The organism is Sphingomonas sp. RIT328 (assembly GCF_000632225.1).
GTDB lineage: Bacteria > Pseudomonadota > Alphaproteobacteria > Sphingomonadales > Sphingomonadaceae > Sphingomonas > Sphingomonas kyungheensis.
The window spans coordinates 1-13,899 of the sequence record NZ_JFYV01000040.1 but is presented as its reverse complement, the minus strand read 5'-3'; the positions used below and the strand labels follow the sequence as shown (position 1 = coordinate 13,899).

At 68.8% G+C, this 13,899-nt stretch carries 17 protein-coding genes; 5 read left to right on the top strand and 12 right to left on the bottom strand.

Going from position 1 to position 13,899, the window contains the following annotated elements:
• A partial coding sequence (locus BW41_RS15620; RefSeq protein ID WP_327195600.1) for a uracil-DNA glycosylase occupies positions 1–751 on the top strand: 751 nt, incomplete at its 5' end.
• Here the strand turns inward: BW41_RS15620 and aguB are convergent.
• The 5 genes from aguB to BW41_RS15595 form a co-directional block, all read right to left on the bottom strand.
• Positions 739–1,599 (bottom strand): N-carbamoylputrescine amidase, encoded by an 861-nt coding sequence (gene aguB, locus BW41_RS15615; protein WP_037535447.1) that lies wholly within the window; start codon positions 1,597–1,599, stop codon positions 739–741. The two genes, BW41_RS15620 and aguB, sit on opposite strands and share 13 nt — an antisense overlap.
• Positions 1,600–1,786: 187 nt before the next feature.
• A complete protein-coding gene (locus BW41_RS15610; protein ID WP_037535446.1) occupies positions 1,787–2,776 on the bottom strand; it encodes an agmatine deiminase family protein in 990 nt (329 codons plus the stop codon).
• Positions 2,773–4,413 carry a M28 family metallopeptidase gene (locus BW41_RS15605; protein ID WP_037535445.1) on the bottom strand — a complete coding sequence of 547 codons (1,641 nt, stop codon included), beginning with the start codon at positions 4,411–4,413 and terminating at the stop codon, positions 2,773–2,775. Before BW41_RS15605 ends, BW41_RS15610 begins: the two co-directional genes overlap by 4 nt.
• Positions 4,414–4,813: 400 nt before the next feature.
• A complete protein-coding gene (rpsD, locus tag BW41_RS15600) occupies positions 4,814–5,428 on the bottom strand; it encodes a 30S ribosomal protein S4 (RefSeq protein ID WP_037535444.1) in 615 nt (204 codons plus the stop codon).
• Positions 5,429–5,597: 169 nt separating this feature from the next.
• Positions 5,598–5,837 (bottom strand): hypothetical protein, encoded by a 240-nt coding sequence (locus BW41_RS15595; protein ID WP_037535443.1) that lies wholly within the window; start codon positions 5,835–5,837, stop codon positions 5,598–5,600.
• A 107-nt stretch (positions 5,838–5,944) separates the two neighbouring features.
• Between BW41_RS15595 and BW41_RS15590 the strand changes: the two genes are divergently transcribed.
• The gene (locus tag BW41_RS15590; RefSeq protein ID WP_037535442.1) at positions 5,945–6,250 is read left to right on the top strand and encodes a chorismate mutase; all 306 of its coding nucleotides are present in this window, start codon (positions 5,945–5,947) and stop codon (positions 6,248–6,250) included.
• Here the strand turns inward: BW41_RS15590 and BW41_RS15585 are convergent.
• Genes BW41_RS15585 through rpiB form a run of 5 tightly spaced genes read right to left on the bottom strand, consistent with a single transcriptional unit; the run spans position 6,220 to position 9,388 of the window.
• Positions 6,220–6,978 (bottom strand): RNA methyltransferase, encoded by a 759-nt coding sequence (locus BW41_RS15585; protein WP_037535441.1) that lies wholly within the window; start codon positions 6,976–6,978, stop codon positions 6,220–6,222. The genes BW41_RS15590 and BW41_RS15585 overlap by 31 nt on opposite strands.
• On the bottom strand, positions 6,975–7,451 hold the full coding sequence (gene nrdR / locus BW41_RS15580) for a transcriptional regulator NrdR (protein WP_037535440.1): 477 nt from the start codon (positions 7,449–7,451) through the stop codon (positions 6,975–6,977). Before nrdR ends, BW41_RS15585 begins: the two co-directional genes overlap by 4 nt.
• A 9-nt stretch (positions 7,452–7,460) precedes the next feature.
• The gene (locus tag BW41_RS21645) at positions 7,461–7,634 is read right to left on the bottom strand and encodes a small multi-drug export protein (protein ID WP_200870446.1); all 174 of its coding nucleotides are present in this window, start codon (positions 7,632–7,634) and stop codon (positions 7,461–7,463) included.
• A 4-nt stretch (positions 7,635–7,638) separates the two neighbouring features.
• Entirely contained in the window at positions 7,639–8,949 is a 1,311-nt protein-coding gene (gene glyA, locus BW41_RS15575; protein WP_037535439.1) for a serine hydroxymethyltransferase, read from the bottom strand.
• Between the two features lie 4 nt (positions 8,950–8,953).
• The gene (gene rpiB, locus BW41_RS15570) at positions 8,954–9,388 is read right to left on the bottom strand and encodes a ribose 5-phosphate isomerase B (protein WP_037535450.1); all 435 of its coding nucleotides are present in this window, start codon (positions 9,386–9,388) and stop codon (positions 8,954–8,956) included.
• A 177-nt stretch (positions 9,389–9,565) separates the two neighbouring features.
• On the opposite strand from rpiB, the gene BW41_RS15565 reads away from it, so the two are divergent.
• Entirely contained in the window at positions 9,566–10,042 is a 477-nt protein-coding gene (locus tag BW41_RS15565; RefSeq protein ID WP_037535449.1) for a DUF3429 domain-containing protein, read from the top strand.
• Positions 10,043–10,049: 7 nt separating this feature from the next.
• Here BW41_RS15565 and hemA read toward each other — a convergent pair whose 3' ends face one another.
• Complete coding sequence (hemA, locus tag BW41_RS15560; RefSeq protein WP_037535438.1) at positions 10,050–11,291, bottom strand: 5-aminolevulinate synthase; 1,242 nt, start codon at positions 11,289–11,291, stop codon at positions 10,050–10,052.
• Positions 11,292–11,475: 184 nt separating this feature from the next.
• Positions 11,476–12,270: a glutamate racemase gene (gene murI, locus BW41_RS15555; RefSeq protein WP_037535448.1), complete on the bottom strand. Its 795-nt coding sequence runs from the start codon at positions 12,268–12,270 to the stop codon at positions 11,476–11,478.
• Positions 12,271–12,387: 117 nt separating this feature from the next.
• Between murI and plsY the strand changes: the two genes are divergently transcribed.
• Together plsY and dprA are read left to right on the top strand one after the other, a co-directional pair.
• The gene (gene plsY, locus BW41_RS15550; RefSeq protein WP_037535437.1) at positions 12,388–13,026 is read left to right on the top strand and encodes a glycerol-3-phosphate 1-O-acyltransferase PlsY; all 639 of its coding nucleotides are present in this window, start codon (positions 12,388–12,390) and stop codon (positions 13,024–13,026) included.
• Positions 13,019–13,899: DNA-processing protein DprA (gene dprA, locus BW41_RS15545; RefSeq protein WP_037535436.1), on the top strand; the 881-nt coding region annotated here is incomplete at its 3' end. The genes plsY and dprA, both read left to right, overlap by 8 nt.

Sequence of the window (13,899 nt, the reverse complement as noted above, 5' to 3'; positions counted from 1 at the left end):
GGACCGTAGATGCCGGGCAGCCGCAGCACGCGGGCGCCGCGCGCCAGCCACGCCGCATCGGCGGCGGCGCGCGCCGGTCGCCCCCCCCGCCCCGCCGGCGCCCGCCCCGCTCGCCGCCGTCGAGCCGCCCTATGATTGCCCGCGCTGCCCGCGCCTCGTCGCCGCGCGCGAGGCGCTGCGGCGCGACAATCCGAGCTGGTGGAACGCCCCCGTCCCCGGTTTCGGCGATCCTGCGGCATGGCTGGCGATCGTCGGCCTCGCGCCGGGGCTGCACGGCGGCAATCGCACCGGGCGCGCCTTCACCGGCGATCATTCGGGCGCGCTGCTCTATGCGACGCTCGCCAAATTCGGCCTCGCCACCGGCAGCTTCGCCAACCGCGTCACCGACGATCTCGCGCTGACCGGCGCGATCATTGTCAACGCGGTCAAATGCCTGCCGCCCGCCAACAAGCCGACGCCGGAGGAGATCCGCACCTGCCGCCCGTTCCTGGAGAATGAGGTGGCGGCGCTGCCCAATCTGCAAATCGTCGTCGCGCTCGGGCAGGTCGCGCACCAGTCGGCGGTCAAGGTGATGGGCGGCCGCCTGCCCAAGGCGACCTTCGCCCATGGCGCCGAGCATCGCATGCCCGACGGCCGCATCCTGATCGATAGCTACCACCCGTCACGCTACAATCAGAACACCGGCCGCATCGACGATGCGATGTTCGAGGCCGTGTTCGCGCGCGCGGTCGCGCTGCGTCAGATGTCCTGAGTCAGCCGCCCGTAGAGTTCGGGCCGGCGATCGCGGAAGAAGCCGAAGGCGGCGCGGTGCCGCTTGACCCGGTCGAGGTCGAGCGTCGCGACGATCACGCCTTCCTCGTCCCGGCCGAGCTCGGCGAGAATGTCGCCGCGCTCGTCGGCGATGAAGCTGGTGCCGTAGAAGGTCTGGCCGTGCTCGACGCCGATCCGGTTGGCGGCGACCACCGGCACGACGTTCGACACTGCATGGCCGACCATCGCCCGCCGCCACAGCCGCGCGGTATCGAGGCTGGTGTCATGCGGCTCGCTGCCGATCGCCGTCGGGTAGAAGAGCACCTGCGCCCCCATCAGCATCAGCGCGCGGGCCGTCTCCGGATACCATTGGTCCCAGCAGACGCCGACGCCGAGCGTCCAGCCCGGCGCGGCGGCGGGCGCGGGCCATACCTTGAAGCCGGTGTTGCCGGGGCGGAAGTAGAATTTCTCCTCATAGCCCGGCCCATCGGGGATATGGCTCTTGCGATAGACGCCCTGCACCTCGCCGTCCGGGCCGATCATCGCCAGGCTGTTGTAATGGTGCGGCCCGTCCGCCTCGAAGAAGCTGGTCGGGATGGTCACCTTGAGCGCCTCGGCGAGCGCCTGCATTGCCAGCACCGCCTTGTGCTCGCCGACCGGCGCCGCCTGGGCGAACAGCCCCTCGTCTTCGACGCGACAGAAATATTCGCCCTCGAACAATTCGGGTGGCAGGATCACCTGCGCGCCCCGCCCCGCCGCTTCGCGCACCAGGCGCGAGACGTTGGCGATATTGGCGTCGATATCGTCGGAGAAGGCGAGTTGCAGCGCGGCGACGGTGAGCTGGGTCATGCGCGCCACATAAGACGGCGCGGGCGAGTCGTCACCCCTTGCCGCGAATCCCGCCCTCCGCCCGGGGCAAGCTCAACGCGCTCTCACTCAACCGTTCGGGCTGAGCCTGTCGAAGCCCGAGCTCGCGATCGAAGCCCGCCCTTCGACAGGCTCAGGGCCAACGGAGGAGTAGGAGGGCGGACCCGACTTATCTGTCAGTCGCGGGCGCGGCCGGCACCTGCTGGCTGATGCAGTGGAAGCTGCCGCCGCCGGTCAGGATATGATCCGCGCGCAACCCCACCGCCTCGCGGTCGGGGAACAGCGCCTGTACCGCGCGCACCGCCGCCGCATCATTATCGGCGCCGTAGAGCGGCACGACCACCGCGGCATTGCCGATGTAGAAGTTCATATAGCTCGCCGGCACGACCTCCTCGTCGCGCAGCACGCGCCCCGGCGAGGGGATCGTGACCACCTCCAGCCCCGCCGCGCGGGCATCGCGCAGCGCATGGCTGTAGACCTGCCAGTTGGGGTCGTTCTCCGCCGCCTCGGGCAGCGCCAATTTGCCCTCGCCGACGAAGCGGGCGAGATTGTCGACATGGCCGTCGGTATGGTCGTTGAGCAGCCCGTCGCCGAGCCACACCACCCGCGTCAGCCCGAGATCGCCGCGCAGCCGCGCCTCGATCTGCGCCTGGTCCATCGTCGGGTTGCGATTGGGGTTGAGCAGGCATTGCGTCGTCGTGACGACGGTGCCCGTCCCGTCGCCGTCGATCGCCCCGCCTTCGAGCACCCAGTTGCAATAGCCGACGCGCCGGCCGAGCCGCTGCGCCAGCCGCAGCCCGATCGTATCGTCACCGGGCAGATCATATTTGCCGCCCCAGCCGTTGAAGCCGAAATCGCACGCCTCGCCGTTGCCGAGCAGGATCGGCCCGGTGTCGCGCAGCCAGATGTCGCCGAACGGCTCGACCACCACCTGGGCGAACGGCGCGAGCGCCTGTGCCGCGGTCGCCGCCTCGGCGTCGGCGGCGACGAGAATCACCGTCTCGCCGCGCCCGTCGGCATGGACCGCCCGCGCGAAGGCGGCGACTTCGGCGCGGGCGGGATCGAGGTCCTCCTGCCACAGATCGGGATGGCTCGGGAAACCGATCCACACCGCGTCATGCTTGGCCCATTCGGCGGGCGGCGGCGGCACGGGGCTCATTTGGCGGCTCCCGCACCGGCGCGGCTCTTGTCGCGGATCGCGCGGAATTCATCGCCCGGCAGCCAGTTGGGCCAGGTGCGCCCGTCCGCCAGATCGCGGGCGATCATGTAATAGAGGCCGACGTCCTGCTGCACGCCGCTCCAGTCCCAATTGGGATCATATTCGTCGGCGGGTGCGTGGTAGCGATGCTCCTCATAATCCTTCGCCGCCGCCTGCCCTGCGGCAAGCCCGCCCTTGACCAGATTCTGGCCGGTCTCGAAATAGACCATCGGCACGCCATGCTTGGCGAGGCTGAAGTGATCGGAGCGGTAGTAGAAACCCTTTTCCGGCGTCGGCTCCGGCGTCGCGGTCCGCCCCTGCCGCTTGAGCGCGGCGTTGAGATAGCCATCGAGTTCCGACTTGCCCGGGCCGATGACGATCACGTCCCTGGCGGGACCGTACATGGCGAGCGCATCCATATTGGCGCCGCCGACCGTCTGGCTGAGCGGATAGACCGGATTGTCGCCATAATAGGCCGAACCGAGCAGCCCCGATTCCTCGGCGGTCAGCGCGACGAACACCATCGAGCGGCGCGCCGGCCCCGCCTTGGCATTGGCCTGCGCCAGAGCGACCAGCGCCGCGACGCCATCGGCATTGTCGACCGCGCCGTTGCAGATGCCGTCGCCGTTGACCGGCGTGCAATGGCCGAGGTGATCCCAATGCGCCGAGAGCAGCACATATTCATTCGGTGCCTCACGTCCCGGCAGGATGCCGACGACATTGTGCAAAATTTGCTTCTTGATCTGATTGTCGAAGCTGACCGACGCCTTGACGCCGAGCGGCACCGCCTTGAAGCCCTTCACCTTGGCGGCGGCGGCGAGCTGGTCGAAATCCTTGCCCGCGCTCGCGAACAGCGCGCGCGCCTGGTCGAGCTGCATCCAGCCGTGCGCGGCGGTGTCGTCCATATGGCCGTTGGCGGCATCGGCGACATGCGCCGCACCGGTGTTGCTCGATTCGACGACGTTCCAGCCATAGGCGGCCGGCTCGGTCTGGTGGACGATGATCACCGCCGCCGCGCCCTGCCGCGCCGCTTCCTCATATTTATAAGTCCAGCGGCCGTAATAGGTCATCGCCCGGCCGCCGAAATCGCCGGTCAGCCCCGGTGTCTGCCAGTCGGGGTCGTTGATCAGGACGATCACCGTCTTGCCCTTCACGTCGAGCCCGGCATAGTCGTTCCACCCCTTCTCGGGCGCGACGATGCCATAGCCGGCGAAGACGACGTCGCTGTTCCGGACGTCGATATGCGGCGTGACCCGATAGGTGCCGACCACCATGTCCTTGCCGTAGGCGAGGCTGAGCGGGGACGTGCCGCCGGTGAAGGTCAGCGGCGAGACGTTCTGCGCGGTGATCTCGACCAGCGGCACGTCCTGCAGCCAGCTGCCCTTGTTGCCCGGCTTGAGCCCCGCCTGCGCGAACGCGGTCTTGAGATAGGCGAGCGTCTTCTCCTCGCCGGCGCTGCCCGGCGCGCGACCTTCGAACGCATCGGACGACAGCGTCTTGGTGACCGTCTTCATCGTCTCGACGGAGATCGGTGGCGCGGATTGCGCCAGCGCCATCCCCGGCGTGGCGAGCAGGGCGGCAAGAATGAGACGACGCATCGATGACTCCGGAAGGCGACTGGCAGCGTGGCCGGTCTTTTGCCGCCGGCGCGCGGTCTTGTCCACGGTGGGGCGCGACGGTTTTGCGCGCAGAGGCGCAGAGGACGCAGAGTGGTTCGGCCCCGTGCGCCGGCCGAAGGCGCCTGTTCACTTGGCGCAAGCAGCGCCCGGCGTGCCGCGTCGCAGGGATGATTCACGCGAAGACGCGAAGCCGCGAGAAGACGGAGACCGGGCCTCGCCTGCTACGATCGGTCCCATCCCCCCAACACACCATCGTCGCGTCTTCGCGCGAATTATTCAATTGACCGCATCATCCTCCGCGTCCTCCGCGGCTCTGTGCGCAAACAAAAAGGGCGGCCCCGCAGGACCGCCCTTTTCGAACCTGAATACCTCAGGAAGATCAGCGCGAGTAGAACTCGACGACCAGGTTCGGTTCCATCTTCACCGGATAGGGCACTTCGTCGAGCGTCGGAACGCGGACGAAGGTGACCTTGGCATTGCCGTCCGGCGCGACGTAATCGGGGATGTCACGCTCGGCGAGGTTCTGCGCCTCGAGGATCAGCGCCATTTCCTTGGCCTTGGTGCCCAGCGTGATCTCGTCGCCGACGAAGCAGCGGCGCGACGCGATGTTGCACTTCACGCCGTTGACGCGGATGTGGCCGTGGCTGACGATCTGGCGCGCGGCGAAGATCGTCGGCGCGAACTTGGCGCGGTAGACGATCATGTCGAGACGCTGCTCGAGCAGGCCGATCAGGTTCTGGCTGGTGTCGCCCTTCATCCGGGCGGCTTCGGTGTAGCAGGCCTTGAACTGCTTTTCGGTGACGTCACCGTAATAGCCCTTGAGCTTCTGCTTGGCGCGCAGCTGGATGCCGAAGTCCGACACCTTGCCCTTGCGGCGCTGGCCGTGCTGGCCCGGGCCGTATTCGCGCTTGTTGACCGGGCTCTTCGGCCGGCCCCAGATGTTCTCGCCGAGACGACGGTCGAGCTTGTGCTTGGCGCTATGGCGCTTCGACATGATAATTCCTTGGCAACTATAACGACGTGACCCCGCCCCATGGCAAGCCATCGGGCGGGCTGGTCCCGGTATCGCTCTGCTGGTCCTTGCGGGGCAGGCCGTCCGCTTCACCGGGGTGCGGGGGCTGTTGCGAAGGCGCGCGCCTAGCTGGCACGCCGTGTCATGTCAATCAGTTCCCGCTGCTGTTGCGCCGCGCGCCCAGCGTCGATTCGACGTTGCGGGCATTGGCCGCGTCGATCTCCGTCCACTCCGACTTGGTGTGGCAGGTGTGCTTGGGCAGCGTCGATCCGGTCGGCACCTCGCTGCGGCAGATGCGCTTTTCCTTGACCGGCGGGGTCGGCGTGGCGGCGGCGTCGGGCGTCGCCTGCGGCGAGAGCGTGGCGAGGCCGAGCAGCAGCGAAACGATCATGACGCGATATCCTTCGATGGAAACACTTCAGCAACTATGACGTATTCCGCCGCACCGACAAGCCCCCGCCCCCTCGACTTGGCGGCAGCCCGCGTTAAGGACGGCGCATGTCCGACGCTCCGCTCCCCGGTCCGCTCTGTTCGACGATGCAGGAGGTGCGCGCCGGCGTCGACGCGCTCGACCGCGAGCTGGTCGCACTGCTTGCCCGCCGCTTCGCCTATATGGACGCCGCGGCGCGGATCAAAGCCGAGCGCGGCCACGTCCGCGACGAGGCGCGCAAGGCGGCGGTCATCGCCAACGCCCGCACCGCGGCGGAAGCGCTCGGCCTGCCGGCTGCGGTGATCGCCGATCTGTGGGAGCAGCTCGTCGAGGCGTCGATCGCCTACGAACTCTCCGCGTTCGATCGCCGCTGAGCCTCGACTCGGCGTTCCTTGGCGCCGTCGAGCGCCGACAGCACGCCGCGCAGCGTCCGCACCTCCTGCGACGACCAGCCCGGTTTGGTCAGCAAGGTGCGCAGCGTCCGCCGCGTCTGGAACACCTTGTCGGGCGGGAAGAAGAAGTTCGCCCGCTCCAGCATGTCGTCGAGCTGGAGGATCATGCCTTCCAGCTGCTCCTGCGACGCGGGCGGCTCGATCGGGTTGATCGACGGCTGCGCGAGCGTGACGCCCTTCGACCATTCATAGGCGACGAGGATCACCGCTTGCGCGAGGTTGAGGCTGCCGAATTCCGGATTGATCGGCACGGTGACGATCGTCCGCGCCAGCGCGACGTCATCGGTCTCCAGCCCGGAGCGTTCCGGCCCGAACAGGATCGCCGATCGCTCGCCCGCCGCATGGATGTCGCGCGCCGCGACTTCGGGCGTCACGACGGGCTTGGTGATGCCGCGCTTGCGCACCGTCGTCGCATAGACATGCGCGCAATCCGCCACCGCCTCGGCGACGGTGTCGAACAGCTGCGCCTGGGCGAGCACGCTGTCGGCACCGCTCGCGGCCGGCCCGGCCTGCGGATTGGGCCAGCCGTCGCGCGGCGAGACCAGGCGCATGTCGGTCAGCCCGAAATTGAGCATCGCCCGCGCCGCCTTGCCGATATTCTCGCCGAGCTGCGGGCGGACGAGCACGATCGCCGGTTGCGGCCCGCTCATTCCGCGCGCCCCGCCTGCTCAACCGTGCCGGCGAACTCCTCGAAGTCGCGCGCCTCGCTGAAGTCGCGATAGACGCTGGCGAAGCGGATATAGGCGACCGAATCGAGGCCCTTGAGCCCGTCCATCACCATCTCGCCGATCCGCTTCGACGATACCTCGCTCTCGCCCTGCGTCTCGAGCTGGCGCTGGATGCCGCTGACCAGTTTCTCGATCCGCACCGGCTCGATCGGCCGCTTGCGTGTCGCGATCGATACCGAGCGCAGCAGCTTCTCGCGATCGAACGGTTCGCGCCGCACACCGTCGCCGCCGGTGCTCTTGATCACCCACAGGTCGCGCAGCTGGATCCGCTCGAACGTCGTGAACCGCGCCGCGCAGCCTTCGCACTGGCGCCGGCGCCGGATCGCCGCCCCGTCTTCGGTGGGGCGGCTGTCCTTTACCTGGCTGTCTTCATGGCCGCAGAAGGGGCAGCGCATTTCAGATCGTCAGCCCTTGCGCTTTGAATAGGCCAAGTAAGCGCCGGCAAGCGCGCCCAGCACTGGACCGACCACAGGCAGCGGAATCGCGATGACCGCGCCGATCGCGCTGTACTTCGCCATCTTGCGGCCGAGGCCCGGCGTCGCCTTGATCTCGTTCTGGACCTGATCGATCTTCGACATGGTGTTATCCTTGGTAGATGGGGAAGCGTGCGCACAGCGCGCGCACCCGACCCCGAACGTTCGCCTCGACCTCGGGGTCCCCGTGTTCGCCCTTCTTCGCCAATCCGTCGAGCACGTCGGCGACCATATGGCCGATCTCGCGGAACTCGGCCGCACCGAAACCGCGCGTCGTGCCGGCAGGCGAGCCGACGCGGATGCCGCTGGTCTTGACCGGCGGCAGCGGGTCGTTGGGAATGCCGTTCTTGTTGCAGGTGATGCCGGCACGCTCCAGCGCCTCGTCGGCATCCTTGCCGGTGATGCCGAGCGGGGTGAGGTCGATCAGCGCGAGATGCGTGTCGGTGCCGCCCGAGACGACGTCGCTGCCCCGCTCCTTGAGCGTCGCGGCGAGCACCTTGGCATTCTCGACCACCGCGGCGACATAGCTCTTGTAGCCGGGCTGGAGCGCCTCGCCGAAGGCGACCGCCTTGGCGGCGATGACGTGCATCAGCGGCCCGCCCTGCAGGCCGGGAAAGACCGCCGAGTTGATCTTCTTCGCCAGCGCCTCGTCGTCGGTCATGATCATGCCGCCGCGCGGGCCCCGCAGCGTCTTGTGCGTCGTGGTGGTGACGACATGGGCGTGGCCGAACGGCGTCGGATGCAGGCCCGCGGCGACGATGCCGGCGAAATGCGCCATGTCGACCATGAAATAGGCGCCGACCTTGTCGGCGATGGCGCGGAAGCGGGCGAAGTCGATGACGCGCGGATAGGCGCTGCCGCCGGCGATGATCAATTTGGGCTGATGTTCGACCGCGAGCGCCTCGACCTGGTCATAGTCGATCAGATGGGTCACCGGGTCGACGCCATATTGCACGGCGTTGAACCACTTGCCGCTCATCGCCGCGCGCGCGCCATGGGTCAGGTGGCCGCCGGCGTCGAGGCTCATGCCGAGGATCGTCTCGCCCGGCTTGACCAGCGCGAGCATCACCGCGCCGTTCGCCTGCGCGCCCGAATGCGGCTGGACGTTGGCGAAGCCGCAGCCGAAGATCTGCTTGGCCCGCTCGATCGCGAGGCTCTCGACCACGTCCGACGGCGCGCAGCCCTGATAATAGCGCTTGCCGGGATAGCCTTCGGCATATTTGTTGGTGAACACCGATCCCTGCGCCTCAAGCACCGCCTTGGAGACGATATTCTCCGAGGCGATCAGCTCGATCTGCGTCTGCTCGCGGGTCAATTCCTGCTCGATCCCCGCGAACACCGCGGGATCGGCCTCGGCGAGCGTTTCGCTGAAAAAGCCCGAATGGCGGATGTCGGAAAAGTCGGTCGGCTGGGTGCTCATGGGGTCAGTCCTTTCGCGCGAGCTTGTCGACGCGGTGCTGGTGACGGCCGCCCTCGAAGGGCGTGGCGAGGAAGGCTTCGAGACAGGCCTTGGCGAGATCGGGGCCGATCAGCCGCGCGCCCATCGCGAGGACGTTGGCGTCATTGTGCTGGCGCGCCAGCATCGCCGACAGCGGTTCGCCGACGAGGGCGCAGCGGCAGGCGGGCTCGCGATTGACCGCGATCGATATGCCGATGCCGGAGCCGCACAAGGCGACGCCGCGCTCCGCCTCGCCCGCGGCGATCGCACGGGCGAGCTTGTAGCCGAAGTCCGGATAGTCGACCCGCGCCTCGCTGTCCGGGCCTAGGTCGACCACCGTATGGCCCAAGGCCTCGGCATGCGCGACGAGCAGCGCCTTGAGCGCGACGGCGGCATGATCGGAGGCGAAGGCGATGCGCAAGGCGAGCGTCCCGAATGGCAATGGCCCGAAATGGCACGGGCGTCCGCGCGCCTTAGCCGGGCGCCGGGCCAAATGCCACACCTGTTGCGGAACGTTGCGCTTCCCTCGCGCGCTAAGCGGCTGGATAATGTAGGATACGAACATGCCTCAAGCCGCCCTTCCGGCCGGATGCCCGGCATGACCCCCTCACCACCGCCACGCGGCAAGGTCGGCGAATCACCGCTCATCCTCGGCTATGCCGGCCTGTTCCCGCAGGTCGCGGCGCTGGCGACCTGTTTCTTCGGGCGCGATACCGACGTCGGCCCGATGTTCGCCTTCGCCTATGCCGCGCTGATCCTCAGCTTCCTCGGCGGCATCTGGTGGGGATTCGCGATGAACGGCGGTCGCGACCAGGGCAGGATCGCGACGCTGGCGGTGATCCCGTCATTGTTCGGCGCACTGCTCATCCTGCTGTCGATCAGCCACATCCTGTCGCTCGGGTTCGCGCTGGTGCTGATGGGATCGGCGGTGATGATGACGCTGCTGATCGACCGCCGGCTGGTCGCGAACGATATCGCCCCGCGGGGCTGGATGGCCCTTCGCATCCCGCTGTCGATCGGGCTCGGCAGCCTCACCATCCTGTGCGGCGTGCTGTGCGCCCTGTCGGGGAGCTAGGCGCGGCTCAGGCGGCGCGGCGCAGTTCGAGCCGGCTCCAGATCTCGACCAGCGCATCGGTCAGTTCGCGCATCATCTCGGGCGTATGGCTCGGCCCCGGGGTGAAGCGCAGCCGCTCGGTGCCGCGCGGCACCGTCGGATAATTGATCGGCTGGACGTAGACGCCATATTCGGCGAGCAGGATGTCGCTGATCCGCTTCGCCTTGACCGGATCGCCGACCAGCACCGGGACGATATGCGTCTCGCCGAGCATCACCGGCAGCCCCGCCTCGCTCAGCATCGTCTTGAGCAACGCCGCCGACGTCTGCTGCCCCTCGCGCTCCGCGCTCGACGCCTTGAGGTGGCGGACGCTGGCGAGCACCCCGGCGACGAGCACCGGCGACAGCGAGGTGGTGAAGATGAAGCCGGGGGCATAGCTGCGGATCACGTCGATGATCGTCTGGTCCGCGGCGATATAGCCGCCCATCACCCCGAACGCCTTGCCGAGCGTGCCTTCGATGATCGTCAGCCGGTCGGCGACGCCTTCCTGCTCCGAAATCCCGCCGCCGCGCGCGCCATACATCCCGACGGCATGGACTTCGTCGAGATAGGTCAGCGCGTTATATTTGTCGGCGAGGTCGCAGATCGCCGCGATCGGCGCGACGTCCGCCTCCATCGAATAGACGCTCTCGAACGCGATCAGCTTGGGCACCGCCGGGTCCTCGGCGGCGAGCAGCTCTTCAAGATGGGCGAGATCGTTGTGGCGGAAGATGCGCTTCTCGCAACCGGCGTTGCGGATGCCGGCGATCATCGAGGCGTGGTTGAGTTCGTCCGAGAAGATCACGCAGCCGGGCAGGATCTTGGCGAGCGTCGACAGCGTCGCCTCGTTCGAGACATAGCCGCTGGTGAACAGCAAGGCGCCCTGCTTGCCGTGCAGGTCGGCCAGCTCCTGCTCGAGGTCGATGTGATAATGCGTGTTGCCGCCGATGTTGCGGGTGCCGCCCGATCCGGCGCCGACGTCGTGGAGCGCATCCTCCATCGCCGCGATCACCTTGGGATGCTGGCCCATCGCGAGATAGTCGTTCGAGCACCAGACGGTGATCGGCTTGGGGCCGTTGTGCCCGGCGAAGCAGCGCGCATTGGGGAAGGCCCCCTTGTTGCGCAGGATGTCGATGAAGACCCGGTACCGGCCCTCGCTGTGCAGGCGATCGATCGCCTGGGTGAAGACGCGCGAATAATCCACGCGTACGTCCGTGCCGTCGCTGCTCATGACATCGTCATGTACCGATGCGGCGAGGCGCTTGCCAGCGAAGAAACGCGTTCAGCGTGATCGGCGGGCTGGACATTTTGTCCTACCCCGGCATGTCGTGGCAGCGATATGGGCTGCACGGGGGCGTCGCCCGACACTTCCGACGGGCGACAGCGAATCACCCGCCGGCCGCCAGCGCGGGCGATCACAGCGACTCGATCACCCCGATGCCATAGGCGGCCAGCGCCGGCGCGAGTGCGCGCTCCGCCTCCCCCAGCCGAGTGAAGACCGCGCGATGCGCCGGCACCGCCTCCGCCCAGGGCTGCCCCTCGGTGAGGAAGGCGATGCGCCGCGCGATCCCGGCGCCGCCGTCGACAAACTGCATGCCCGCCGGCGCGGCCGCGGCCAGTTCGTCGGCGACGAGCGGGAAATGCGTGCAGGCGTTGACGATGACGTCGATCCGCTCGCCCTCCGGCTGATCGAACAGCCCGGCGAGCACCGCCCGATAGCGCGCCGAATCGGTCGCGATCCCGGCGAGCTTCGCCTCGGCGAGCCGCACCAGCTCGGCCGAGCCATGGCGCAGCACCACGCAATCACCGGCGAAGCGCGCCGCGAGATCGTCGACATAGGCCTGGCGCACCGTCGCATCGGTGCCGAGCACGCCGATCACGCGGCTGCGGCTCAGCGCCGCGGCGGGCTTGATCGCCGGCACCGTGCCGACCACCGGCAGGTCGAGCGCGGCGCGCACCACCGGCAGCGCGATCGTCGAGGCGGTGTTGCAGGCGATCACCACCAGCCGCGGCCGATAGCGTTCGACCAGCCGCCCGAGCAGCGCCGGCACGCGCGCGGCAATCTCCGCCTCGCTCCTGATGCCATAGGGAAAACCGGCCGAGTCGGCCGCATAGACGATCGGCGCGTGCGGCAGCAGCGCCTGCGTCGGCGCGACCACCGACAGCCCGCCGACCCCCGAATCGAAGAAGAGAAGCGGTGCGGAGGCCATGCCGCCTCCCATAATCAGCCCGAAGCGGCGACGCCAATATTGATCGAGATCAGTCAGCACGCCATTGGCCAAGCGCGCGCGCAGCCGCTATGATCGTGACGGGAGGACGGGGCAGTCTTGCACACGGAGATACTCTGGTTCGCACCGGCGGCCGCGTTGCTGCTCGGCTATCTGCTCGGATCGATTCCGTTCGGCGTCATCCTCACCCGCATCGCCGGCGCGGGCGATCTGCGCAGCATCGGTTCGGGCAATATCGGCGCCACCAACGTGCTGCGCACCGGCCGCAAGGGGCTGGCGGCGGCGACCTTGCTGCTCGATCTCGCCAAGGGCGCGGCGGCGGTGTGGCTGGTCGCCGGGCTGTTCCCCGGCAACGAGCTGGCCGCCGCGGCCGCGGCATTCGTCGGCCATTGCTATCCGGTCTGGCTGCGCTTCCGCGGCGGCAAGGGCGTCGCGACGCTGATGGGGATCGTGCTCGCGCTGCACTGGCCGATGGGGCTGATCTATGCTGCGGTGTGGCTGGGGCTGCTGGCGACGCTGCGCATCTCGTCGGTCGCCGGCATGGCGGCGGCGGTGAGCGCACCGGTCAGCGGCGCGCTGTTCGGCCGGTTCGACTATGTCATGCTGCTGCTCGCGCTCGCCGCGATCGTGCTGTGGAAGCACCGCAACAATATCGAACGGCTGCTCGCCGGCACCGAGCCGCGGATCGGCGACGGCAAATCCGATCCGACGCGCGACGAAGCGGCCGCGGATGGCTGAACGCGCCATCGCGCGTCTCCGCCTGTTGCGTACCGCCGGAGTCGGCCCGGTCACCTACCGCCAGTTGCTTGCCCGCTTCGGCTCCGCCGCGGCGGCGCTCGACATGCTGCCGACGCTCGCCCGGCGCGGCGGCGGCAGCGCGCCGCGCATCGCCGAGCGCGGCACCGTCGAGCGCGAGATGGCGGCGACCGCGGCGCTCGGCGCACGCTATCTGTTCCTCGGCGATCCCGACTATCCGCCGCTGCTCGCGCAGAGCGAGGCGGCACCGCCCGCGCTGATCGTACGCGGCGACGTGTCGCTGTGCGCGGCGCTGACCATCGCCATCGTCGGCGCGCGCAACGCCTCCGCCGCCGCCTGCCGCCTCGCCCGCGGCTTCGCCCACGACCTCGCCGCACAGGGCGCGACGATCGTCTCGGGCCTCGCCCGCGGCATCGACACCGCGGCGCATGTCGGCGCGCTGCCGCGGACGGTCGGCGTCATCGCCAGCGGCATCGACATCGCCTTTCCGCCCGAGAATGCGCGGTTGCAGGAACAGCTCGCCAGCGAGTGCCTGGTGATCGCCGAACAGCCGCCCGGCGCGCAGCCGCTCGCCCGCCATTTCCCGTCGCGCAACCGCATCATCGCCGGCCTCGCGCTCGGCACTCTGGTGGTGGAGGCGGCGCCGCGCTCGGGATCGCTGATCACCGCGCGGCTCGCCGGCGAGCTGGGGCGCGAGGTGATGGCGGTGCCGGGCAGCCCGCTCGATCCGCGCGCGCAAGGGTGCAACCAGCTGATCCGCGACGGCGCGACGCTGGTGCAGAGCGCCGCCGACGTGCTCGAACAGCTCGGCCCGATCGATCCGCGCGCGCTGCGCACCCCGCCCGCGCCCTACGC